Genomic DNA, 24,144 nt, shown 5'->3' with positions numbered 1-24,144 from the left:
GTCTGGTCCTCAATTCCTGCCGATTCGCCGGGCCTTGTCGGCATCGTGCCACCAGATCGCCGGGGCGCCGAGATCGTAGGCCGGTCCGGGCGATGGGTGGCCGTAGACGTCCCAGAGGGCAAGGCGGTGATCGGCCTTGTACCACATCGGAATCCAGTAGCGGCCCGAGCGCAGCACCCGGTCGAGGGCGCGGGCGGCCACTGTGAGATCGGCGCGGGTGGACGCATCGAGCACCCGGCCGATCAGGGCGTCCACCGTGGCGTCGGAGATTCCGGCGAGGTTGTCCGAGCCCGGCGTTGCGGCGCTGGCCGAGCCGTAGACCTGCCTCAGTTCCGGCCCCGGCGTCGGCCCGCTGCCATAGCGGCGCGAGGTGATGTCGAAGTCGAAATCCTTCAGGCGGGACTGATACTGGGAGGTGTCCACCCGCCGGATGGTGGCCTTGATCCCGATCAGGCCGAGATTGCGGATGAAGGATTGGGTGTGCGGCTCGAGGGCCGGATCGGCGTCGAGGAACTCGATCTCCAGGGGCTTGCCCCCCGGCAGCGCGATGGCGCCGCCTTCCCGCGTGCAGCCCGCCTCGCGCAGGAGCGCCACGGCACGGCTGAGGAGCGCCCGGTCCTGGCCCGAGCCGTCCGACTGGGCCGGCTGCCACGCCTCGCCGAAGACCTCGTCGGGCAGGCCGGCCCGCATGGGGTCGAGCAGCGCGAGCTCCTCGGGCGAGGGTTTCCCGGTGGCCTTGAGATCGGAATTCTCGAAGAACGAGGCCGTGCGGATATAGGCGCCGAACATCAGGTTCTTGTTCGCCCAGGGGAAGTCGAAGCACAGGCCGATCGCCTCGCGGACCCGGCGGTCCTTGAAGGCCTCGCGGCGGGTGTTGATCCACCAGCCCTGCGTGCCGGAGGGGCGCGCATCGGGCACGACCTCCTTGCGCACGCGGCCCTCGCGGAAGGCGGGGAAATCGTAGCCCGTCGCCCAGACGCGGGCGGTGAATTCCTCGCGGAAGGTGAAGATGCCGCTCTTGAACGCCTCGAACGCCACCTGGCGATCGCGGAAATACTCGTAGCGGATCTGCTCGAAATTGTTCTGCCCAACCATCACCGGCAGGTCGGCGGCCCAGTAATCGGCCACCCGCTCCAGCTCGATGAAGCGGCCGGCTTCCAGGCGCCCGACCTTGTAGGGGCCGGACCCCATCGGCGGCTCCAGGGTGGAGGCTTCGAAATCCCGGCCTGCATAATAGGCCTTCGAGAAGATCGGTAGCGTCGCGACGAAGAGCGGTAGATCGCGGCTGCGGCCCTTCTCGAAGCGCACCACCAACGTCTCGTCACCCTCCGCCACGGCGTCGGCCATGTCGCGGATCACCTGGGAGATTTCGGGATGCCCCTTCTCCTTCAGCAGAGTCAGAGAGAAGGCGACATCGGCGGCGGTGAGGCGCGAGCCGTCATGGAACCGCGCCTGCGGGCGCAGGGCGAAACGGTAGGTCAGGCCGTCCTCGCTCGCCTCCACGCTGCGGGCGACGAGGCCGTAGAGCGAATCGGGCTCGTCCAGCGCCCGCACCATCAGCGAATCGAAGGTGAGGTTCATGCCGGCGGCGCCGTCGCCGCGCAGGACGTAGACGTTGAGGGTGTTGAACGTGTCGCCGGCCTGGTTGCCGAGGGTGGAGGAGAGCTGCGCCGAGAACCGGCCGCCGCGTGGGGCGGCCGGGTTCACATAGGCGAAATGCGGGAAGTCGGCCGGGTATTTCAGTTCCCCGAAACTCGACATGCCGTGGCTCGCCCCGGTGGGGGCGGCCCCCGCCCGCTTCGTCAGGGCGGTGGCGATGCCGAGGGCGCCGGCCCCGGCGACGAAGTCCCGGCGGCTCGGCGCGACCCTCACCGGGGCGCCCCGGTCTTGGCGGCCAGCGCCTCGTCGTACCACCACGTGGTCGGGAAGCCGGACGAGCCGTAGAGCGGGAGGGTGGCCGGGTGCCCGAATCGGTTCCAGCGCAGGGTCCGCGACACGTTCGAGGCCCATTGCGGCACAACGAAGTTGTGGGCGAGGAGCACCCGGTCGAGGGCATGGGTGGCGGCGAGCACGCCGGGCCGGTCCTTGGCGAAGATCACCGCCTCGATCAGCGTGTCGATGGCCGGGTCCTTGATCCCGATCAGGTTGCGCGAGCCCTGCTTGTCGGCCGCAGTCGAGCCCCAATATTCGCGCTGCTCGTTGCCGGGGGAGAGGGACTGCCCCCAGGAACTCGTGGTCACGTCGAAGTCGAAGGCGCGCAGCCGGTTCTGGTACTGCGCCTGGTCGATGACGCGGAGCGAGGTCTGGATGCCGATGAGCTTCAGCTGGGCCGAGAACGGCAGGACCACCCGCTCGAACACGCTCTGGAACTCCAGAAACTCGACGGTGAGCGGTTCGCCGGTCTTTACGTTGGTCATGCGCCCGTCGCGAAGCTCGTAGCCGGCCTCCTTGAGGAGGCGCACCGCCTCGCGCAGGTTGGCGCGCACGGCATCGGGCGTGCCGTTGACCGGGTTGGTGTAGGGGGTCGTGAAGACGGACGGCGGGACCTTGTCCTTCACGCCGTCGAGGATCGCCAGTTCCGCGCCCTGCGGCAGGCCGGAGGAGGCGAGTTCCGAGCCGAAGTAATAGGAATCGATCCGCTTGTAGAGGCCGAAGAACAGCGCCCGGTTCATCTCCTCGAAGTTCATGGCGAGGTTGAAGGCGCGGCGGACCCGCTCGTCGGCGAACTTGGCCTTGCGGGTGTTGAAGACGAACGCCTGCATGATGCCGTTGCCGCGGTCGGGGAATTCCTCCTTGATCAGGCGGCCCTCCTTCACGGCGGGGAAGTCGTCATAGGCGGTGGCCCAGTTGCGGGCGATATTCTCGGCGCGGAAGTCGAACAGGTCGCCCTTCAGCGCCTCGATCAGCACGGTGGCGTCACGAAAATACTCGTTGCGCATCGTGCCGAAATTGTTGCGGCCGACATTCACCGGCAGGTCGGCGCCCCAGTAATCGGGCACGCGCTCGTAGGTGACGCTGCGGCCGGCCTCGAACTTGGCGAGGCGATAGGGGCCGGAGCCGAGGGGGATCTCGAGGGTGGTCTGGGTGGCGTCGCGCTGGCGCCCTTCCGCGTCCTTGCCCGTCCACCAGTGCTTGGGCAGCACGCGGAGCTGGCCGAGCACCTGCGGCAGTTCGCGGTTGCCCTTCTCGGTGAAGGTGAAGGTGACCTCGCGCGGGCCGGTGACCTCGCCCTTCGCCACCGTCTGGTAATAGGCCGCGTAGAACGGGCTGTTGGCCTTCAACGTCTCGTAGGACCAGACCACATCCTCGGGCGTGATCGGCTTGCCGTCGTGCCAGCGGGCGTTCTCGCGCAGGCGGTAGGTCACGGAGGAGAGGTCGTCGGCGATGCGGACCCCTTCGGCGAGGAGCCCGTAGGAGGTGAACGGCTCGTCCAGCGACTCCGTCATCAGCGTATCGTAGATCTGCGCGACCCCACCTTCGAGATCGCCCTTCAGACCCGCCACGACGAGGTTGAAATTGTCGAAGCCGCCCTGGGCGCCGAGGCGCACGAGGCCGCCCTTCGGGGCCTTCGGGTCGGCATAGTCGAACTGCTTGAAATCGGCCGGGTATTTCGGCTCGCCCATGAGCGTGAAGGCATGGGCCCATGGGGCGCCGTCGGGGGCGGCCCTGGCACCACCGACGAAGGCGGCGACCGCGAGGGAGGCGGCGAGAAGGCGTCCGATCAGGGCTGTTCGCATCACGAGGCGGCTGTCTCCCGAATTCCGTTGCCCGTGCCGTCGAGGGCGCAGGCGCGATGTCCTTCTAGGACGTCGGGACGGGCCACGCCAAGCGGTCAAGTCCCCGGCGCGTCGGTTGAACGCGTGGGAGGATCGCCTCGTGAGGAACGGCGGAGTGCCTCGCGGTACTCCCGATCACGGTCGATCCCCCCCCCGGTGTACGACGCAGCAGCGGGAGTTTTTCGAGGGACACGAAGATCCCGTTCGAGTTGTTAGTCCGAGGCTTAACCTCATCCCGAGGTGCCGCGCAGCGGCCTCGAAGGAGGCCTCCAGCACCCACTGAGCAGACTGGAGAGCTCCTTCGAGGCCCTTCGCCGAGGCGAAGGGCTCCTGAGGATGAGGTGATCTGATTGGATGATGGACTTCAGCGGATGATCTGCTCCCGCATGAACATCCTCCGGACAAATCCGATCAACCGGATGTCAGACGATCTGGACGCTCTTCGGCGTGATTTCGGAGAGCTTGGTGGCGCCGACCTGGCGCATGATCGTCTCGAACTCGCGCTGCATCAGGGTGAGCACCATCTCGACGCCGGGCTGGCCGAAGGCGGCGAGGCCCCAGACATAGGGGCGGCCGACGCAGACGGCGGTGGCGCCGAGCGCCAGTGCCTTCAGCACGTCGGTGCCGCGACGGAAGCCGCCGTCGATGAGGACCGGGACCTTGCCGTTCACGGCGGCGACCACTTCCGGCAGGGCGCCGATGGTCGATTGCAGGCTCTCCTCGGCGCGGCCGCCGTGGTTGGAGACGATGATCGCGTCGACGCCGTGGGTCAGGGCGATCTTGGCGTCTTCCTGGGTCACGATGCCCTTGAGGACGAGCTTGCCCTTCACGATGCCGCGCAGGCGCTTCACGTAGTCCCAGGTCATGCCGGTGCCGTAGAGGTTGGTGACCTTCGACACGTCGATCTCGTCGAACATCGGCTTGCGGCTGACTTCGTTCTTGAAGCCGGGCGTGTGGCAATCGGTACAGGTGCGGGTGTCGGCGCGGCGCTCGCGGAACAGCGTCTCGGTGTTGCGGCCGCCCTGGCGATCGACGGTGAGCACGATGGCCGGGGCGCCGGCCGCCTCGGCCCGCTTCACGAGCTTCTCGGTCACGGACCAATCGTCGGTCGGGTACAGCATGTACCAGACGGGGGCGCCACGCTCCTTGATGACGGTCTCGATGGAGGTGCTGCCCACCGTGGACAGGATCATCTGGTGACCCTTCACCTTGCAGGCGCGGGCGGCGGCGGCCTCGGCCTCGGGGTGGAAGGCACCCACGCTGCTGACGGGAGCGAGCGCGATCGGGCTCGCCCAGGTCTCGCCGAAGATCTTCACGGTCGTATCGATCTTTCGCACGTCGATCAGGCGGCGGACGCGGATATGGATCTTGTCGAAATCGTCCCGGTTGGCCTTCAGCGTCTTGTCGGCATCGACGCCGCTGGCGAGGTAGCCGTAATGCGCCGGGGGCAATTCCTTCTTCGCCACGGGCTCGAAATCGAACACGTTGAGGGCCTGCGCCGGGGAGGCGATGAGGTCGCCGTTCATCACGGGGGCGGCGCGCAGGACGTCGTAGCTCTGGGCCACCGCTTCCGTGGTTCCGAGGGCGGCGATTCCCGCCAGGGCGCGTGCGGCGCTCGGCGCGAACAGGGGGCTGGACGAGAAGTAGGCCAACAGTTTCCGGCGGTGGATCGATGCGTGTTCACCCATGGCAGACTCTCCCTCGACACCGTTCGACATACGTCTCGCTCTCGCTTGCTTCGATTTGCCGAACCTTCCTGCACCAATTCTATTGTGCGATGCAATAACTGTTATAATTCTAAATCGTAGCGTGCATGCCTTCCGCCGCCAACGCGATGAGGTCGGCCGATGCGGTACTTCAACGGGATTCGGGCTCAAAATCGCAGATCGGCGGCGATATATGTCGATTTGCGTCCTGCGCCGCGCTTTCACGATGGCGCGATCCGCTGGATCTCAGAGCTGAGCAGGCGACGTGATTCGCGCGGCACTACCGCACCGCAATATGAAAAGGGCCGGTCGACGGGTCGTTCGGAACAGGAAAGGCGCGGACATGCCGCGCCTTTCCGTCGAGCCGATGAAAACGTGTCGGCAAAGCCGAATTTTACTGCGCCGGCTTGTCCTCGGCGGCGGCCTTCTCGACGGCGGGAAGCGGCGCCGGGGTGTCGGCGAGCGAGCGCAGATAGGCGATCACGTCGGCGCGCTCCTGCGGGGCCTGGATGCCGGCAAAGGCCATCTTGGTGCCCGGCACGTAGGTCTTCGGGTTGGCGAGGAAGTGATCGAGCTCGTCGTAGGTCCAGGTGCCGCCCTTCTCCTTCAGCGCGGCGGAATACTCGAACCCGCTCTCATGGGCGCGCTGGCGGTCGACCACACCCCAGAGATGCGGACCGACCTTGTTGGGGCCGCCCTTCTCGAAACTGTGGCAGGCGGCGCACTTCTTGGCGGCGCCGGTGCCCTTCTCGACGCTGGCGCTGGCGAGGCGGACCGGAAGCGGCTCGACCTTGGCCGCGGCGGCGGCGCCGCCGCCGGCCGCCTCGGGCTGAGGCTCGGGCAGGGCGTAGCCGGCACTTCCCGCCGGCTTGGCGCTGTAGATCAATTCGGCGACGAAACCGGAGCCCATGGCGAGAAGAAGAGTGCCGAGTACGGCGCCCGCGACCTTGTTCAGCTCGAAAGAGTCCATTCTCGACAACTCCGGGGGCGTCCGCCGGTTGCGGCGGCAGGCGTGGCCCGGTGAGCGGATGCCCCGGACTCTGGAAATGTTCGAGGGTGAATAGCGGTTAAGGGCCGACCTTGACAATGGCGGAGCGGGCGGCCGTGTAGTCGCATAGCGCCGGATGTCATTCTCCCGCAGCCGCGACCGTGCGCCGATGACAACGCGCACCGCCCCTGCTACTCCCCCGGCTCGCTGCGGAGATACGCCGGTCGATGTCGGATCCCCTCGTTCTCATTCCCGCCCGCATGGCCGCCACCCGGCTGCCGAACAAGCCGATGGCCGACATCGCCGGTGAGCCGATGATCGTCCATGTCTGGCGCCGCGCCGTGGAAGCCGGGATCGGACCGGTGGTCGTGGCCACGGATGCCGTCGAGATCGTCGAGGCGATCGAGCGGGTCGGCGGCCTCGCGACCCTCACCCGGGCCGATCATCCTTCCGGGTCGGACCGGCTGGCCGAGGCGCTCGACATCATCGATCCGCAGGGCAACCACGACGTGGTGGTCAACGTCCAGGGCGACCTGCCGACGATCGACCCGGCGATCATCGGCGCGGCGATCACGCCGCTGGCCGATCGCGCCGTGGACATCGCCACCCTCTGCGCGATCATCACCCGCGAGGAGGAGCGGCACGATCCCAACGTGGTGAAGCTCGTCGGCCACCATGTGGGGCCCAACCGCCTGCGCGCGCTCTATTTCACCAGGGCGCAGGCGCCCTGGGGGGAGGGGCCGCTGTTCCACCATATCGGCCTCTACGCCTATCGCCGCCGGGCGCTCACCCGCTTCATGGCCCTGCCGCCCGGCGAACTCGAGACCCGCGAGAAACTGGAACAGCTGCGGGCGCTGGAGGCGGGCATGCGCATCGACGCCACCATCGTCGACGACCTGCCGCTGGGCGTCGACACCCCCGCCGACCTCGAACGGGCGCGGGCGGTGCTCATGGCCCGGCGCCTCAACTGACGAACCGAGTTGTTTCTCCCATGTCCGACACGACCGAATCCCGCACCACGATCTCCTACCAGGGCGAGCCGGGCGCGAATTCGCACATCATCTGCGCCCAGGCCTATCCCGACTGGACCCCGCTGCCCTGCGCCTCGTTCGAGGAAGCCTTCGCGGCGGTGAACGACGGCCGGGCCGCCCTGGCGATGATCCCCATCGAGAACTCCATCGCCGGGCGTGTCGCCGACATCCATCACCTGATCCCGAGCTCGAACCTGCACATCGTGGCCGAGCACTTCCTGCCGATCCATTTTCAGCTGATGGCGCTTCCCGGCACGCCGATCGAGGCGATCCGGACGGTGCACAGCCACGTCCACGCGCTCGGCCAATGCCGCAAGATCATCCGGCGGCTCGGGCTCAAGGCCATCGTGGCCGGCGACACGGCGGGCGCGGCGCGGGAAGTCGCCGAAGCCGGCGATCCGAGCCGCGGCGCGCTGGCCCCGGCCATGGCGGCGGGCGTCTACGGTCTCGACATCCTCGCCCGCGACGTGGAGGACGAGAGCCACAACACCACGCGCTTCGTGGTGTTCTCGCCCGAGGCGGTGGAGATCCCGGCCGCCTCGGGGCCGACGGTGACGAGCTTCATCTTCCGCGTCCGCAACATCCCGGCTGCGCTCTACAAGGCGCTCGGGGGATTCGCCACCAACGGCGTCAACATGTCGAAGCTCGAGAGCTACATGGTCGAAGGCCAGTTCTCGGCGACGCAGTTCTATGCGGAAGTGGACGGCCACCCCGAGGATCCGGGCCTCGCGCGCGCGCTGGACGAGCTCGCCTATTTCTCGCGGGAACTGCGCATCATCGGCACCTACCCGGCCCATCCGTTCCGCGAGACCACGCGGCTGGCGGCGGAGTAGCGCGCGGAACCCGCGCCTATTCCCGCTTGATCACCCGGTCGACCACGAGATCCGACCAGAAGCCCGGCCGGAACTCGCGCTTCAGGGCTTCGGGGTCGTAGACCGTCTCGACCCAGGTGAGGAAATCCAGCCCCTTCGCTTCGCCCTCGCGCAGGTAGAGGTCGAAGAACGCATCGAGGATCCCGGTCTTGGCGAAGCGGAAATGGCCGTACCGCGCCGAGAGCTGACCCATCGCCTCCGAGACGGGCACGCCTTCGTGCAGGATGAGGAAGAGGGCGGCACCGAGTCCGGCCCGGTCCGCCCCGGACTTGCAATGCATCACGGCGGGATACTGGACCCCGTCGAAGAAGGCCTTCGCGCCGAGGATCGTCTCCTTCGACGGCGCTTCACGCGAGCGCAGGACGAACTCGACGAGGGTCAGCCCCTGCTGCGCGCAGGCCTCGCGCTGGAGCGGCCAGGAGCCGTGCTCGCGGCCGCCGCGCAGGGAGATCACCGTGCGCACGCCCTGCCGCCGGAACCAGGCGAGCTGGTGCGGCGTCGGCTGGGCCGAGCGCCAGACCTTGCCGGTGCCGATCTTGTGGCGGTTGAGATAGGCTAGCCGGAACACGCCGTGATCCACGAGCAGCATGTTGGCCCATGCCCGCATGCGCGCACCCCGGCCTGCGATCGGCTGCTCGAAGCGGGCGATCCGCGCCATGCGCCGGGCATAGCGGATCTCGGGCTTGATGAATCTGTTGAACACGGGTGGCGGCGGGAACCTGTCGAGAGGAGCGTCCGGCGGCTCTAACAGTCGGGGCAGCGTCGGGCAAACGGATGTCGCAGAATTGCGCCATTCACGCCTGACGAAGCACACTTTCCGGAACTCGGCATCCGGCTTGCCTTCATCATGCCCGTATCGTGCATTTCGATGCGAGATCGTTCCCGTTTCCACCAAGCGTAGGGACAGTCATGAAGACGAGCACCACCAGCATCCGCCGCGCCCGTCCGGGAGACGCCGATCGGTTGAGCGACGTCTTCGACGAAACCTGGCGGGAGGCCTATCGCGGCGTCATCCCCGGCATTTCCCTAGAACGGATGATCTCCCAGCGCTCGTCGCAATGGTGGGTCGGCGCGGCCCAGCGCAACCGCCCCCTGGTCGTGGTCGAGATCGGCGACGAGGTCGTCGGATACGCGATCTACGGGCAGGCGAGGGGCGGCGCCCTGAAGGCATCGGGGGAGGTGGACGAGCTCTACATCCTGCCGGCCTACCAGGGCCTTGGCCTCGGCCGGCGCCTGTTCCGCGCGGTCCGCAACGACCTCGCCGATCACGGCCTGACGCGGATCGGGGTCTGGACCCTGGCGGGCAACGAGCGCGCCTGCGACTTCTACGCCGGTCTGGGCGGTATCAAGGTGGCCGAGGCCGTCGACCGCATGGCCGGCGCCGTCCTCTCCAAGGTGGCCTATCGCTTCGAGTGAGGCCCGATCCCGTCATCAGGGAACCCGGAAGGCGGAGTGGTACGTTGATCCTGAGCCCGGACGTCGCCGTCCCCATATGGGGGAACGCGTCGCGACGTCCTCGCGCCGGATCCAGGGACCACGATGACCGCCAGCCAGCAGGATCTGCCACGCCGTGAGTGCACGGCGCAGGATTGGGACGACCGCGTCACGCGCCTCACCGAGAAACTGCCCGATCGGTTGCGGCGCGCCATCGAGTGGCTGCGCGAGCCCTCTCGCCGCTGGGTGAGGATCGGTGCGGCGATCCTGTTCATCCTGGGCGGCGTCTTCTCGATCCTGCCCGTGCTCGGGCTCTGGATGCTGCCCGTCGGGCTCGCCCTCCTCAGCCAGGACATCCCGGCCCTCAAGGTCCCGCTCGAACGCTCGGCCCGCTGGATCGAGGGCGTCTGGCGGCGCTGGTTCGGATCAGGCGATCAGAAATCCTGATCCGTGGCTCCGGCCCGACCGTATGGGCCGGGGCTTTCAGCGCGGAAAGGGCGTGTGGCGGTTACGATAAGCCGCAAAAGCCCCGCGCATCGGGCCAAGGTCGATTTCCTTTAACGCGGAAGGGATTTAAGAGACGCCGAAACAGCGCCTTGGATTGCTGCAGGCTCGAGCGAGGACCCCATGATCATCGACTCCATCTCGATCGGAAAGAACCCGCCGGACGACGTCAACGTCATCATCGAAGTGCCGATCGGCGGCGATCCGATCAAGTATGAGATGGACAAGGAATCCGGTGCCCTCGTGGTCGACCGGTTTCTTTATACCGCGATGCATTACCCGGGGAATTACGGTTTCATCCCCCACACCCTCTCGGGCGACGGCGATCCCTGCGACGTTCTCGTGGCGAATACCCGCGCCATCGCTCCCGGCGCGGTCATCAGCGTCCGCCCGGTGGGCGTCCTCGTGATGGAGGACAATGCCGGCGAGGACGAGAAGATCATCGCCGTGCCGTCCCGCCACCTCACCATGCGCTACGACCGGATCGAGAACTACACCGACCTGCCGGACATCACGATCCAGCAGATCCAGCACTTCTTCGAGCATTACAAGGATCTGGAGCCCGGCAAGTGGGTGAAGATCAAGCGCTGGGGCGACAAGGCCGAGGCCCAGCGCCTCATCAACGAGGGTATCGAGCGCGCCAAGGCCGAGAAGGCCTGAGAGCCTTCTTCGATCGGATCTTTCCGCAGCGTGTGATTCCAAGGCCGCCCGCCTGCGAAAGTCGGTCGTCCAGACCAACCACCTCATCCTGAGGTGCCCTTTGCTTGAGCAAAGGGCCTCGAAGGAGCTTCCAGTTGCCACGCGATCCCTGGAAGCCTCCTTCGAGGCCGCTACGCGGCGCCTCAGGATGAGGTAATGTCTTGGAAAGACAACCCGAACAGGCGGTGAGACCGTCTCACAACGCCTCGCCCCGCATCAGCCTGGGCGAGGCGCCCCGCGAGGCCGAGGCCTCGCCGATGAAGAGCGACTTCAATCCCGGCATCCGATCGACGAGGCCGAGCCCGAGATCACGCATCAGCCGAACCGGCAGGATGTCGTTGGAGAACAGGCGGTTGAGCCCGTCCGTGGCGGCCGCCATGGCGAAAGTGTCGAAGCGCCGGCTCCGCTCGTAGCGCTGCAGCACATCCTTCGCCCCCGGATCGAGCCCGAGGCGCAGGGCCTCCGTGATCTCTTCCGCCAGGGAGGAGGCATCGGCGAGGCCGAGATTCAGCCCCTGGCCGGCGATCGGGTGGATGACATGGGCCGCATCCCCCAGCAGGGCGAGCCGCTCGCCCCGGAAGCTCCGTGCCATGCCGAGGGAGAGCGGATGGGCACTCGGCCCGTCCTCGAGCACGAGACGGCCGAGATTGAGCCCGAAGCGCCGTTCGATTTCCCCGAGGGTTTCCTCAGCGCTGCCGCCGATCAGCGCCTCCACATCCGCTGCCCGCTCCGTCCAGACGATGGAGGAGCGGTGGCCGAGCGCGCCGCCATCCACCAGGGGCAGAATGGCGAAGGGACCGCTCGGCAGGAAATGCTCGAAGGCCCGGCCGCCATGGGGGCGCTCATGGCCGATCGTGGCGACGATGCCCGTCTGCGGATAGGACCGGCCGACCCATCCGATCCCGGCCGCCTCGCGCAGCCTCGACCGCGATCCGTCCGCGGCGACCAGTAACGTCGCGTCGGTCTCGCGCCTGTCGGACAACGCGAGGGCGATGCTCCGGCCGTTCGCCTGTGCGTGGCGGATGCCGACCGGCTCGAAGGCCACCCCGACGGCTTTCGATGCCGTCAGCAGGGCGTCGACGAGGTATTCTGCCTCGACCATATGGGCGAAGGGCTCACCGACGAGCGGCGATTCGCCGTCACCGTCCTGGCCGAAAGTCAGGAAGACCGGCCTCACCGGATCCGTCAGACGGCTGTCGCTGATCGCCATGTCGAGGATCGGTTCGGCCGCATGGGCGACGCCATCCCAGATTCCCAACCGCGTCAGCATGCGCCTTCCGCCGGCCGCCACGGCGAAGGCACGCCCGCGATGCCGCAGCGCGGCGCGGTCGAGCCCCGGATCGAAGACGGTGACGTCCAACGATTCTCGATGGGTTTGGCGCAAGGCCAGCGCCAGGCTGAGGCCGGGAATACCGCCGCCGGCGATGGCCACCTTGCGGGGCGCGCCACCTTGCATCGATCCGCTCATCCCCGTTCCGCCCATGCCCTTTGCCTCGTCCCCATTCCCACGGCCTGCGATGAGAGACACGTGGAGTGGCACCCCGCCGCGCCGGAGGCAACGCGCGACAGCGAAGCACGATGCGTCACCGGATCGGCCGGGGGGCGCTTTCGAAGAGTGAGCCGCTCATTCCCCGTGAGTTTTGCATTCCCGATGAGTCTTGTATTCCGGGCGAGCTGTGGCGATTCCCTCTGCCGTGACGCCGTGATGCACGGCCGCATCGATGTCCTCAGCCCGGTGAAAGGCCCGCATGACCGGATCCGTCGACGAACTCCTCGCCTGCCTCGACCTCGCGCGCCTCGACGACGACCTGTTCCGGGGCCAGAGCATCGAAACCGGATGGTTCCGGGTGTTCGGCGGCCAGGTGCTGGGGCAGGCCCTCGTCGCCGCATCGCGCACGGTGGGGGCGAGCCGGCCGCCGCATTCCCTCCATGCCTATTTCATCCTCGCCGGCGACCCGGCCGCGCCGATCGATTACGCGGTGGAACGCATCCGCGACGGGCGCAGCTTCGCCACGCGGCGGGTGGTGGCCCATCAGCATGGGCGGGCGATCTTCACCCTGTCGGCCTCCTTCCACAGCGACGAGGAGGGGCTCGTCCACCAGATCGCCATGCCGGACGTGCCGGGGCCCGAGGCGCTCCTCGATGCCCCCGCTTTGGCCGCCCAGGCAGGTCCGTCGATCCCGGCCACCATGCGCGCCTATCTCGGCCGAGCCACCCCGATCGCGCTGAGGCCGGTGGAGGTGCAGCGCTACATGTCGCGCGACCCGCGCGAGCCTCGCTTCCACGTCTGGCTCCGGGCCGGGGCGCGCCTGCCGGACGACCCGGCCATCCACCGCGCCGTCCTCGCCTATGCCTCCGACCTGATGCTGCTGGACGCGACGCTGATTCCCCACGGCAAGACGGTGTTCGATGCCGCGATCCAATCCGCGAGTCTCGATCACGCCCTCTGGTTCCACCGTCCCTTCCGCGCCGACGAATGGCTGCTCTATGCGCAGGAGAGCCCTGCCGCTTCGGGCGGGCGCGGTTTCGCCAGGGGATCGATCTTCACGAGGGAGGGAGAGCTCGTGGCATCCGTCGCTCAGGAAGGCCTGATCCGGCCGACCGCGAACGGCTCGTGATGCGCTGCGAGCTTTGCTTTACGGGCTTCCATTCTGCTCACGTTATCGTCTGAATGATCATTCTTTAGGCAATGATCGCGAAAAAATCGCACGATCACGCGTCAGTGATCGATCACTTTGTGTGCAGAACGAGGAATGAAGAAAAGTTCCCTTTGGCATAGTCCTTGAATGATGGGCGCCGATCGCTTGGCCATTCCGGCTGGTGCGAAATGCCGGATTACCGGGCCGCGACGCAGATCGAGCCGGTGACCGGGGGCATCCAGAACAAAAGGGGGCGCCGCCCATGAAGATCGTGATGGCTATCATCAAGCCGTTCAAGCTCGAGGAGGTCAGGGATGCGCTGACCGGAATCGGCGTCCACGGCCTCACGGTGACCGAAGTCAAAGGCTATGGCCGCCAGAAGGGCCACACCGAAATTTACCGCGGCGCCGAATATGCCGTGAGCTTCCTGCCGAAGCTGAAGATCGAGGTCGCCGTCGCGTCCGACCTCACCAGCAGCGTCATCGACGCCATCGCCGCCGCCGCCCGCACCGGCCAGATCGGCGACGGCAAGATCTTCGTCGTGCCCCTCGAGAAGGCCGTCCGCATCCGCACCGGCGAGACCGACGTCGACGCGCTCTGAGCCATCGCCCCGGCCGGACAACGCTCCGGCCCGCCTCCCCTCCTTTTCCTCACGTCACCATCGCACCGCGACCGGGAGTTCCGTTTCCATGAAACTTCGCAATGCCCTTGCGCTCGGGATGGGAGGCGCCGCGCTGGCCCTCCTGTTCGTCGAGCCATCCCTCGCACAGTCGCCGACCCCAGAAGTCGTCGCAGCGCCGGCCGCCGCCGCGCCCGTTCCCAACAAGGGCGATACCGCCTGGATGATGGTCTCGGCCGTCCTCGTGCTGCTGATGACCGTGCCCGGCCTCGCGCTGTTCTACGGTGGCCTCGTGCGCACCAAGAACATGCTGTCGGTGCTGACGCAGGTCTTCGCCATCGCCTCCATCGTCTGCCTTCTGTGGGTCGCCTTCGGCTACAGCATGGCCTTCACCAACGGCGGCGGTCTCAACGACTTCGTCGGCGGCTTCTCCAAGGTCTTCCTGAAGGGCGTCGACCCGTCCACCACCGTGGCGACCTTCTCGAACGGCGTCGTCATTCCCGAATACGTCTACATCTGCTTCCAGATGACGTTCGCGATGATCACGCCCGGCCTCATCGTCGGCGCCTTCGCCGAGCGCATGAAGTTCTCCGCCCTGCTCGTGTTCTCGGTGCTGTGGGTCACACTGATCTACTTCCCGATGGCGCACATGGTCTGGTACTGGGGTGGTCCCGATCTCGTCGGCGACGCCGCCAAGGCCCTGGCCGCAGCCACCGACGACGCCTCCAAGGCGACGGCGCAGGCCGCTCTCGACGCGGTCAACGCCGATGCGGGCATGATCTTCAAGTGGGGCGCCCTCGACTTCGCCGGCGGCACCGTCGTGCACATCAATGCGGGTATCGCCGGCTTCGTCGGCTGCCTGATGCTCGGCAAGCGTATCGGCTACGGCCGTGACCTCCTCGCCCCGCACTCGCTGACCATGACCACCATCGGCGCCTCGCTCCTCTGGGTCGGCTGGTTCGGCTTCAACGCCGGTTCGAACCTCGAAGCCAACGGCTCCGCGGGTCTGGCCATGATCAACACCTTCGTGGCCACCGCCGCAGCCGCCGTCTCCTGGCTGTTCGTGGAGTGGATGCTCAAGGGCAAGCCCTCGCTCCTGGGCATGCTGTCGGGCGCCATCGCCGGCCTCGTCGCCGTCACACCCGCCGCCGGCTTCGCCGGTCCGATGGGTTCGATCGTCCTCGGCCTCGTCGCCGGCGGTGCCTGCTTCATCATGTGCTCCACGGTGAAGAACGCCCTCGGCTACGACGACTCCCTCGACGTCTTCGGCGTCCACTGCATCGGCGGCATCCTCGGCGCCCTGGCCACCGGCATCCTGGTGAGCCCGGACTTCGGCGGCGTCGGCATCCCCGACTACACCAGCAAGCCCGGCGAACTCGCTGTCGGCGCCTACGACATGGCGGCGCAGCTCCTGGCCCAGGGTAAGGCCGTCGGCTTCACCATCCTGTGGTCCGGCATCGGCTCCGCCATCCTGTACAAGCTCGTCGACCTGACCATCGGTCTGCGCGTGACCCAGGACGAAGAGCGCGAAGGCCTCGACATCGCCGACCATGGCGAGCGCGCCTACAACTACTGATCCCGCCTAAACACCATCTCAACCGAACCGAGAGGCCCCGGTCGCCATGCGACCGGGGCCTTTCTCATGTCCGTGACAGCCGTCGAGAACCGCATCGACGCCCCCGACCGTGAGGCAGAGCCGGCTCCCGCCGCCGGACTGGGGCGAAAATGTGATGCGAATGCAACACCCCCATGGCAAGTCCGACGAACGGCCGTATTTGCCTATTTCCTGGGCAATTGCATCAAAGTTAGTTTTGCGAAGCTCGGCCGGATTTGGCAACTTGCAAATCACAGAATAACTGGGGCTGAACTCTGATGACACTGAAGCTAACCGCACTGGGGACTGCCGCTTCCCTCGCCGCGTTCCTGAGCGTTGGCAGCGTCAGCGCCGCCGACCTTGCCGCGCCGAAGACCATGCCGGTCGAGGCGAAGGCGCCCGATCCGCTGATCGGCTTCTCGTTCGGCTCGCGCTACCAGACGGACTACAACTTCCGCGGTGTGTCGCAGTCGAACCGCCAGGGCAGCTACCAGTCCTTCTTCGAGGCCCAGTATTTCGGCGGCTTCGCCTATACCGGCCTCGCCACCTACCAGACCCGCCTGCCCACGCAGCCGGACATGGAGTTCGATCTCGCCGCCGGTATCCGCCCGACCTTCGACAAGTTCGCCCTCGATCTCGGCGTGCTCTACTACTTCTACCCCAATGAGAAGCGCCTGTTGGGCCCGGGCGGCGCGTTCCTGACCACCGCCAACACCGACTTCATGGAATACGCCGCCAAGGGCACCTGGACCGCGACGGACTCGCTGACCCTCGGCCTCAACGTGTTCTACTCGCCGAACTTCCTCGGCCAGCACGCCAACGGTACCTACACCTCCGGCACCGCCGCCTATACCCTGCCGGCCAACTGGTTCTCGTTCCTGCCCGAGGCCTATTCCGGTGGCTTCTCGATCTCGTCCGAGCTCGGCTACTACTTCCTGACCGCCGCGAAGACCTCCGCCACCGGGCAGATCGCCTTCAACCTGCCGAGCTACCTCTACGGGAACGTCGGCCTGTCCTACACCTACAAGAACATCGTCCTCGATGTGCGCTACCACAACACCAACCTGAGCAAGACCGACTGCTTCAACTTCACCGGCGACTACCGCGGCTTCAACAACGGCGGGACCTCCAAGTGGTGCGGCGATGCCGTCATCGGCTCCATCACCTTCCAGACCTCGACTGCGGCTCCCGGCATCTACGCCGAGCCGGGCGGTCTCCTGAACCTCTTCCGCTAAGCGCCAAGCTCAGCGATGGACGAAGAAAGGCCCCGGAGCGATCCGGGGCCTTTCTTCGTTGGCGGCGCGGACCGGATTTGACGAGGCGAGTCGTGAATGCGTCCGAAAGCCCGGACATCTGTGTGGGCCGTGCTAACGATCTCTAAGCCTTAAACAGCCGTTAACTCGGTCGACATAGCGTTACCGGATCGTTTCTCCCTGCGTCTGGTCCCGTATGCGCTCGCTCCGCCGTTCCGCATCGCCCTACGACACTTTCGTCGACAGCTTCAGGCCATTCCTGGCGAAGCGGATGACGGAGATGGGCGGTCTTCTCCTGTTCGCGGGCGCGACCGCGCTCACGGTCGCCCTGGCGACGTGGTCCATCGACGATCCGAGTATCAACCACGCCACCGACCATGCCGCGCACAACGTGCTCGGCACCGGCGGCGCGGTGGTGTCGGATCTGGCGATGCAGCTCCTCGGCCTCGGTTCCCTGGCCTTCGCCCTGCCGCCCGCCTTCTGGGGCGTCCAACTCATGCGGTCCCGGGAACTGCCCCGGGGCGGCCTGCGGATCACCCTCTGGATCATCGGCTTCTTCGCCGCGAGCGCTGTGGCGAGCGCGCTGCCGCCCACCGCGCGCTGGCCTCTTCCCACCGGTCTCGGCGGGGTGGCCGGCGATGCCCTGATCCACACCGCTCGGCTCATCGTCGGCGCCATCGCGTCCCCGGCCACGGCCCTCGTCGGTTTCGCCTTCGCGGCGGTGGCGATCCTGTGCCTCACCGGCGCCTGCCGCGCCGGAGCCGAGCCGGAGGAGGAATCCTACGATCAGCCCGCTCCGTCCGCGTCCAGCCAGCGGCCGCAGCCCTCCGCCCGGCATGACGGCCGTTACGAGGAGGACGAGCCGAGCCTCGGCATCGTCTCCCTCGGCACCCTGGCGCATCTCCTGATGGGCGGCCGGACCGCCATCGCCAGACGGATCGCCGAGTGGCGTGCCGACCGGGCGGCGGCGGCCACCGAACTCGCTTATGCCGGCGCCTCACCGGCGCTCGCCGCGCGCCGCGCCTTCTCGGACGCGGACGACGCACCGTGGTCGACCCACGTGCCGCAGGACGCGGGACACCAGCCGAGAGGCGATGCCGCCTCGGCGCGTCGCGAACCGGTCTTCGAGCCGCAGCCCGTGGCGGAGCCCCGGCCGGTCACCCGCCGTCCCCTCCCTGAGCCGATCCTGCACGACGACGAGCCGGACGATGGCGGCGAGGAGTTCTACGCTCCCGAAGAACCGGTGGCATCGGCGCCGGCGCCGCGCTCCCGTGTCGCCCCGGTGGCACCGTCCCCCGCTCCGGCACCGATCCGGCGCGCATCTCCCGCGCCGGCCTATGGCGCGGAGAGCTATTCCCATCCCCCCCTCGACCTGCTCGGCGAGGCGCCGGGCTTGTCCCTGGCGAGCCAGGTCTCGACGGAAGCCTTGGAGCAGAATGCGACCCTGCTCGAGGCCACCCTCAGCGATTTCGGCGTGCGCGGCGACATCCTCGCCGTGCGCCCCGGCCCGGTGGTCACGCTCTACGAACTGGAGCCGGCTCCCGGCACCAAGTCGAGCCGCGTGATCTCCCTCTCGGACGACATCGCCCGCTCGATGTCGGCGGTCTCGGCCCGTGTGGCCGTCGTCCCCGGCCGCAACGCCATCGGCATCGAATTGCCCAATGCCAGGCGCGAGACCGTGTATCTGCGCGAACTCCTCGCTTCGGCGGATTTCGTCGAGACGAAGCAGAGCCTCGCTTTGTGCCTCGGCAAGAATATCGGCGGTGAGCCGATCATCGCCGATCTCGCCAAGATGCCTCACCTGCTCGTCGCCGGCACCACCGGCTCGGGCAAGTCGGTGGCGATCAACACGATGATCCTGTCNCTCTGCCGATTTCTGCATCAGCAAGCACAAGCTCGCCCTCTGCCTCGGCAAGAACATCGGCGGCGAGCCGATCATCGCCGATCTCGCCAAGATGCCTCACCTGCTCGTCGCCGGCACCACCGGCTCGGGCAAGTCGGTGGCGATCAACACGATGATCCTGTCGCTGCTCTACCGGATGAAGCCGGAAGAGTGCCGCCTGATCATGGTCGAYCCGAAGATGCTGGAACTCTCCGTCTATGACGGCATCCCGCACCTGCTCTCCCCCGTCGTCACCGATCCGAAGAAGGCGGTCATCGCCCTCAAATGGGCCGTGCGCGAGATGGAGGAGCGCTACAAGAAGATGTCCAAGATCGCGGTCCGCAATATCGACGGCTACAATGCCCGGATGGCGGAGGCGCGGGCCAAGGGCGAGATCATCACCCGCGAGATCCATACCGGCTTCAACCGCGAGACCGGTCAGGCCGTGTTCGAGGCGGAGGAGATGGACCTCTCGGCCCTGCCCTACATCGTGATCGTGGTCGACGAGATGGCCGACCTGATGATGGTGGCCGGCAAGGACATCGAAGGTGCGATCCAGCGTCTGGCGCAGATGGCGCGCGCGGCCGGCATCCACCTGATCATGGCGACGCAGCGTCCCTCGGTCGATGTCATCACCGGCACGATCAAGGCGAACTTCCCGACCCGGATCTCCTTCCAGGTCACGTCCAAGATCGACAGCCGCACGATCCTCGGCGAGATGGGCGCTGAGCAGCTGCTCGGCCAGGGCGACATGCTGTTCATGGCCGGCGGCGGGCGCACCACCCGCGTGCACGGCCCGTTCTGCTCGGATTCGGAAGTCGAGAGCGTGGTCGCCCATCTCAAGCGCCAGGGCCGGCCGTCCTATCTCGAAGCCGTCACCGTGGACGAGAACCCGCCCGAGGAGAAGCCGGCAAAGGCCTCCAAGGCCGACAAGGCGGCGGCCGCCGAGGCCGAAGAGATCGACGCGCCGATCTTCGATGCCGGGGCTTATGCGGGCGGCGGGATCGATGCGGGGGCCGACCTCTACGACCAGGCGGTGCAGGTGGTGATGCGGGACCGCAAGGCCTCGACCAGCTACATCCAGCGCCGCCTCCAGATCGGCTACAACCGCGCCGCCTCGATCATGGAGCGGATGGAGGTCGAGGGAATCGTGGGTCAGGCCAACCACGCCGGCAAGCGCGAGATCCTGATGGAGACCGCGCCGTCCAGCATGGGGGCGATCTCGATGTCCTCGCCGATGATGGACGACGACGACGAGTGAGCTCCCCCTCCCTCCCCCTTGTGGGGAGGGACCGAGGGTGGGGGTAGCTCGGGACCAAGCGAGCCGTTTCCGGCCCCTCACCTCCACCGCTTCCCCGTCCCATATTCGCCACAGGCTCGGGTTCTAAGCCGGAACCCCACCCGACTTCGGAGAACGCCCCAGGATGACCGGCCGACGCCACCTTCTCGCCGCCGGCTCGCTCCTCGTGCTGGCGGCCGGCCTCCAGCCCGCGCCGGCCACGGCGCAGGTCTCGTCCTTCCTCGACGGCCTGTTCGGCCGCAAGGAGCAGCCCGCGCCGGCCCCCGCTCCCGAGCCGGAAGCGCCCCCGGCCGCTCCCGCCGCGCCGAAGAAACCGGCGGCCCAGGCTCCCAAACCCGCCAAGGACGCCAAGGCGGGGTCGGACAAGGCGGCTCCCGGCGCGAAGCCCGCCGCGAAGGCCGCGCCCTCGGACGCGCCCGCCAAGGTCGCCGCCGTCGGTGCCCCCACAGCCGCATCGTCCATGCTGGATGCCGAGCCCGCCGCCGTGCTCGCCCAGGCCAACGCCTATTTCAACGGCATGACCACGCTCAGCGGCAACTTCGTCCAGATCGCCGGCGACGGGCGCCGCATCGGCGGCAAGCTGACCCTGGCCAAGCCCGGCCGCCTGCGCTTCGACTACGACCAGCCCTCCCCCATGGAGGTGGTGGCCGATGGCACGTCGGTGGCGGTGAAGGACCGCAAGCTGAAGACCCAGGACCTCTACTTCATCTCGCAGACGCCGCTGAAATTCTTGCTCCGCGACAAGATCGACCTCGCCCGCGATCTCACCGTGTCGGACATCTCCAACGATCCGGGCGGCATCCGCATCTCGCTCGAGGACCGGGCGACGCTGGGCGGCACCTCGAAGATCCAGCTGTTCTTCGACGCCGAGATGAAGACCCTCAGCCAGTGGCGGATCACCGATCCGCAGGGCTACCAGACCACGGTCCAGCTCTCGAACCTGCAGAAGGGCAAGGCCATCGACGGCAGCCAGTTCTTCATCAATTACGGGCGCAGCGAGGACAAGGCGATGGAGAAGCAGATCAAGGCGCAGTGATCGCGAGTGCCTCCCTTCTCCCCTTTGCGGGAGAAGGTGGCCCGCGTCAGCGGGTCGGATGAGGGGAGCGCCATTTCCGGAAAGGGGCGGCCCCTCTCCCCCCTGCTCCGCAGGCACCCTCCCCCGCACAGGGGGGAGGGTTTTTTCGCTCATCAAGCCCTGCCGATCTGTCACCGGCCTCGTTCCCCTGATCGGCTTCCCCTGACGCGGCGGGTATATGGAACGGGTGGTGTGCGGCCGGTGGCTGCTGGAGAGATCGATGACGGAAGAGCCGGACCAGACCAGTGCCGTCATCGAGGCGACACCGGGCGGCGCCGCGTTGCTGGCGTGGATGGGCGGGTCCCCGAATTTCGGCGATGCCGAACTCGTTGCCTTGACCCTCGACTGCTCCGGTCGAAATCTCCTTAAGCTCGACGTCGAGACGCGCGCGAGAGGACGGCGCGAATACGCCCGCGTCACCTTGGTCCTGACGGACATGATCGATGTCAGCCTGGCGGGATTCAGCCGTCAGAATGTGATTGGCGGTCTAAGGTTGCGATGGGCAACGGATCGCCCGGTTCACCCGACGCATAGCTGCACGGGGCTCGGCCTCGGCGATATCGAGATCGATCTCAAACCCTGCTTTGGTGCGTTCGGGGCGATTCGTGCGAGTCTCGACGCCATTGAGGTCGCTCCGAAGACTTACGACACCTGAAGCGCGACGGCCGGGGCGCCGCTCCGCCAGCGGTTCAACTCCGCGTCGATCGCATCCTGCGTGCCCCGCATGAACTCGCCCCCGCTCAATCCCGGCTTCAGGGTTTCGAGGTAGCTCACCACCACCGTTCCGGGAATGTGGCGCGAGCCGCCATGGGGCCAGTACAGGCCCGAATTCACCGCAACCGGCAGGACGGGCAGACCGAGCTTGGCATAGAGCAGCTCGACCCCGCGCTTGAACTGCACCGGCGCGTCGATGGTACTGCGGGTGCCTTCCGGGAACATCAGGATCGAGCGCCCCTCCGCGATGGCCATCCGGCTCTCGTCGATCATGGTGCGCAGGGCCTGGGTGCCGTTGGCCCGGTCGATGATGATCATCGGCGAGCGGCGCAGGAACCATCCGACGATGGGGATCGCCACGAGTTCGCGCTTGGCCACGATGGCGACGTTCGGGATCAGGATGAGGAAGGCCAGGGTCTCCCAGGCCGATTGGTGGTTGGCCACGATGAGGCACGGCTCTGCGGGGATGTGGGCGCGCCCCTCCTCCACATAGGACAGCCCGACGATGTGGCGCAGGCCGAACAGGATGCCGCGCGACCACAGCCGCGTCGCCGCCCGGATCGGTTTCGTCGGGCAGCCGAGAGCCGCGAGCACGACGAGGGGAAGCGCGAAACAGGCGGTCCAGGCGGCCCAGTAGACGTTGAAGAGCGCAGAGCGGGTGCGCGACACGACGGGCGATCCTTCCTGAAACGGCGACGGCGCGTCCTTCTCGCTGATGGAACGCGGCATTTGTGCGGCGACGGACGGGCCGATCCGGTCTATCGAAGCGGCCGATCCCGTCCCTATCACATCTGTGAGCTAGACCCGTTGCGCCTCTCCGTCACCACCTGGAACATCAATTCGGTGCGGTTGCGCATCGATCTCGTGCTGCGGTTCCTCGCGCAAGCGAAGCCCGACGTGCTCTGCCTGCAGGAGACCAAGTGCCCGGACGACGCGTTTCCGCTCAAGGCCCTGCGGGGTTCCGGCTACGAGCACGTCGTCTTCGCGGGCCAGAAGGGCTATAACGGCGTGGCCATCCTCTCGCGCTTTCCCCTGCTCACCCGCGACGTCATGGCCTTCTGCGGGAAGCCGGATGCCCGCCACATCTCGGCGGTGCTCGGGCCGGAGGCGGGCGCGGCGGCGGGCCTCGTGATCCACAATTTCTACGTCCCGGCCGGCGGCGACGTTCCGGATGTCGGGCTCAATCCGAAATTCGCGCACAAGCTCGATTTCCTGCGCGACCTGCGCGCCTGGGGCGCACGGCGCATGGCCGGCCCGGCGATCCTGGTGGGCGACCTCAACGTGGCGCCCCTCGAACACGACGTCTGGTCGCACAAGCAGTTGCTCTCCGTGGTCAGCCATACGCCGGTGGAGACGCAGGCCCTGGAAGAACTGCGCGGGGAAGCCGGCTGGATCGACGCCGCCCGCGTGCTCACCCCGGAGCCCGAGAAGATCTACACGTGGTGGAGCTACCGCTCGCCGGACTGGTCGGCCGCCAACAAGGGGCGGCGCCTCGACCATGCCTGGATCTCGCCCGACCTCATCGGCACCGCGCGCTCCGTGGACGTGTTCCGCGAGGCGCGGGGCTGGGAGCGACCCTCCGACCACGTACCGGTGACGCTGACCCTCGACCTGTGACGGGCGGGCGCATCCTATCCGTATGGCCGGCCGAGGAACGCAAGGCCCTGCCGATCATTGCACTTCGGACTGGCGGCCCCGGATGGGCGCCGCATCTTATTCACCGCTCCGGAGTGTGCTCCAAATGCGCAAGCTGATCCTCGCCTTCCTTCTCCCCAAGGTCGTCTCCTACCTCCGCCGCCGCTATTCCGGCCGCTCGGGTCGCCCGACTGCCTGAAGTTCGCTCCTCGCCCGTCCTCCCAGTGTGGGAGGACGGGCGGCACGCATATTCTCTTCGCGTTGCGGCCGGCCCCGCGCGCTGCTAAGTCTCCTCCTGCATCAAGAGTCGCGGCGACGCCCGACGCCAACCTGCTGATCCGAGCAAGGTGGAGCCCTCATCGACTGGAGGGGATGTGGCCGAACCGGCAACGAAACGGGTTTCGCCACGCGTCGCTTCGGCTC

General features: G+C 67.4%; 19 protein-coding genes, 2 pseudogenes and 1 riboswitch. Of the genes and pseudogenes, 14 read left to right on the top strand and 7 right to left on the bottom strand.

All coding sequences use genetic code 11. The features are described 5' to 3' along the window. Positions 1–9: 9 nt before the first annotated feature. From ASF34_RS05200 to ASF34_RS05185, 4 genes and pseudogenes are all read right to left on the bottom strand, one after another. Positions 10–1,872 carry an extracellular solute-binding protein gene (locus ASF34_RS05200; protein WP_056159333.1) on the bottom strand — a complete coding sequence of 621 codons (1,863 nt, stop codon included), beginning with the start codon at positions 1,870–1,872 and terminating at the stop codon, positions 10–12. After that, on the bottom strand, positions 1,869–3,737 hold the full coding sequence (locus ASF34_RS05195; RefSeq protein WP_056159331.1) for an extracellular solute-binding protein: 1,869 nt from the start codon (positions 3,735–3,737) through the stop codon (positions 1,869–1,871). The genes ASF34_RS05200 and ASF34_RS05195 overlap by 4 nt, the downstream gene beginning before the upstream one ends. 461 nt (positions 3,738–4,198) lie before the next feature. Further along, positions 4,199–5,464, bottom strand: a complete 1,266-nt coding sequence (locus tag ASF34_RS05190; RefSeq protein WP_018044686.1) for an alpha-hydroxy acid oxidase — start codon at positions 5,462–5,464, stop codon at positions 4,199–4,201. A 418-nt stretch (positions 5,465–5,882) separates the two neighbouring features. Continuing rightward, positions 5,883–6,452, bottom strand: a pseudogene (locus ASF34_RS05185) (c-type cytochrome); the annotation flags it as partial. 245 nt (positions 6,453–6,697) lie between these two features. Here ASF34_RS05185 and ASF34_RS05180 point away from each other — a divergent pair. Together ASF34_RS05180 and ASF34_RS05175 are read left to right on the top strand one after the other, a co-directional pair. Further along, complete coding sequence (locus ASF34_RS05180) at positions 6,698–7,441, top strand: 3-deoxy-manno-octulosonate cytidylyltransferase (protein WP_056159326.1); 744 nt, start codon at positions 6,698–6,700, stop codon at positions 7,439–7,441. Between the two features lie 20 nt (positions 7,442–7,461). Beyond that, positions 7,462–8,334, top strand: a complete 873-nt coding sequence (locus tag ASF34_RS05175; RefSeq protein ID WP_056145752.1) for a prephenate dehydratase — start codon at positions 7,462–7,464, stop codon at positions 8,332–8,334. A gap of 16 nt (positions 8,335–8,350) precedes the next feature. Here the strand turns inward: ASF34_RS05175 and ASF34_RS05170 are convergent, their stop codons facing one another. Next, the gene (locus ASF34_RS05170) at positions 8,351–9,076 is read right to left on the bottom strand and encodes a fused DSP-PTPase phosphatase/NAD kinase-like protein (RefSeq protein ID WP_018044682.1); all 726 of its coding nucleotides are present in this window, start codon (positions 9,074–9,076) and stop codon (positions 8,351–8,353) included. 206 nt (positions 9,077–9,282) lie between these two features. On the opposite strand from ASF34_RS05170, the gene ASF34_RS05165 reads away from it, so the two are divergent. The 3 genes from ASF34_RS05165 (at position 9,283) to ppa (ending at position 10,971) form a co-directional block, all read left to right on the top strand. After that, positions 9,283–9,789, top strand: coding sequence for a GNAT family N-acetyltransferase (locus ASF34_RS05165; protein WP_018044681.1), 507 nt, complete (start codon positions 9,283–9,285; stop codon positions 9,787–9,789). A 123-nt stretch (positions 9,790–9,912) separates the two neighbouring features. Next, complete coding sequence (locus tag ASF34_RS05160) at positions 9,913–10,254, top strand: hypothetical protein (protein ID WP_018044680.1); 342 nt, start codon at positions 9,913–9,915, stop codon at positions 10,252–10,254. A gap of 180 nt (positions 10,255–10,434) precedes the next feature. Then, a complete protein-coding gene (gene ppa / locus ASF34_RS05155; RefSeq protein ID WP_018044679.1) occupies positions 10,435–10,971 on the top strand; it encodes an inorganic diphosphatase in 537 nt (178 codons plus the stop codon). Positions 10,972–11,206: 235 nt separating this feature from the next. On the opposite strand, the gene ASF34_RS05150 is transcribed toward ppa, so the two are convergent. Next, complete coding sequence (locus ASF34_RS05150; protein ID WP_056159477.1) at positions 11,207–12,478, bottom strand: FAD-dependent monooxygenase; 1,272 nt, start codon at positions 12,476–12,478, stop codon at positions 11,207–11,209. 280 nt (positions 12,479–12,758) lie between these two features. On the opposite strand from ASF34_RS05150, the gene tesB reads away from it, so the two are divergent. The 8 genes and pseudogenes from tesB to ASF34_RS05110 all read left to right on the top strand — a co-directional run bounded on the left by tesB (position 12,759) and on the right by ASF34_RS05110 (position 22,027). Continuing rightward, positions 12,759–13,628, top strand: a complete 870-nt coding sequence (gene tesB, locus ASF34_RS05145) for an acyl-CoA thioesterase II (RefSeq protein WP_056159324.1) — start codon at positions 12,759–12,761, stop codon at positions 13,626–13,628. A gap of 283 nt (positions 13,629–13,911) precedes the next feature. After that, positions 13,912–14,250, top strand: coding sequence for a P-II family nitrogen regulator (locus tag ASF34_RS05140; protein WP_018044676.1), 339 nt, complete (start codon positions 13,912–13,914; stop codon positions 14,248–14,250). Positions 14,251–14,338: 88 nt separating this feature from the next. After that, the gene (locus tag ASF34_RS05135) at positions 14,339–15,844 is read left to right on the top strand and encodes an ammonium transporter (protein WP_026176080.1); all 1,506 of its coding nucleotides are present in this window, start codon (positions 14,339–14,341) and stop codon (positions 15,842–15,844) included. 296 nt (positions 15,845–16,140) lie between these two features. Beyond that, a complete protein-coding gene (locus ASF34_RS05130; RefSeq protein ID WP_156465629.1) occupies positions 16,141–17,097 on the top strand; it encodes a TorF family putative porin in 957 nt (318 codons plus the stop codon). A gap of 214 nt (positions 17,098–17,311) precedes the next feature. Next, positions 17,312–18,978: pseudogene (locus tag ASF34_RS05125) on the top strand (DNA translocase FtsK 4TM domain-containing protein); the annotation flags it as partial. A gap of 1 nt (position 18,979) precedes the next feature. Beyond that, the coding region (locus ASF34_RS05120) for a DNA translocase FtsK (protein WP_274533741.1) at positions 18,980–20,258 on the top strand (1,279 nt) is incomplete at its 5' end. 163 nt (positions 20,259–20,421) lie between these two features. Continuing rightward, positions 20,422–21,333: a LolA family protein gene (locus ASF34_RS05115; RefSeq protein WP_056159321.1), complete on the top strand. Its 912-nt coding sequence runs from the start codon at positions 20,422–20,424 to the stop codon at positions 21,331–21,333. 217 nt (positions 21,334–21,550) lie between these two features. Next, positions 21,551–22,027, top strand: coding sequence for a hypothetical protein (locus ASF34_RS05110; RefSeq protein ID WP_056159318.1), 477 nt, complete (start codon positions 21,551–21,553; stop codon positions 22,025–22,027). On the opposite strand, the gene ASF34_RS05105 is transcribed toward ASF34_RS05110, so the two are convergent. Further along, complete coding sequence (locus ASF34_RS05105) at positions 22,015–22,815, bottom strand: lysophospholipid acyltransferase family protein (protein WP_082473097.1); 801 nt, start codon at positions 22,813–22,815, stop codon at positions 22,015–22,017. The genes ASF34_RS05110 and ASF34_RS05105 overlap by 13 nt on opposite strands. A 78-nt stretch (positions 22,816–22,893) precedes the next feature. Between ASF34_RS05105 and ASF34_RS05100 the strand changes: the two genes are divergently transcribed. Continuing rightward, on the top strand, positions 22,894–23,703 hold the full coding sequence (locus ASF34_RS05100; RefSeq protein WP_018044122.1) for an exodeoxyribonuclease III: 810 nt from the start codon (positions 22,894–22,896) through the stop codon (positions 23,701–23,703). A gap of 310 nt (positions 23,704–24,013) precedes the next feature. Further along, positions 24,014–24,125, top strand: a riboswitch (SAM-I-IV-variant riboswitch). Positions 24,126–24,144: the final 19 nt, after the last annotated feature.

The organism is Methylobacterium sp. Leaf106 (assembly GCF_001422895.1).
Lineage (GTDB): Bacteria > Pseudomonadota > Alphaproteobacteria > Rhizobiales > Beijerinckiaceae > Methylobacterium > Methylobacterium bullatum.
This window is presented reverse-complemented; position numbering and strand designations above follow the sequence as displayed.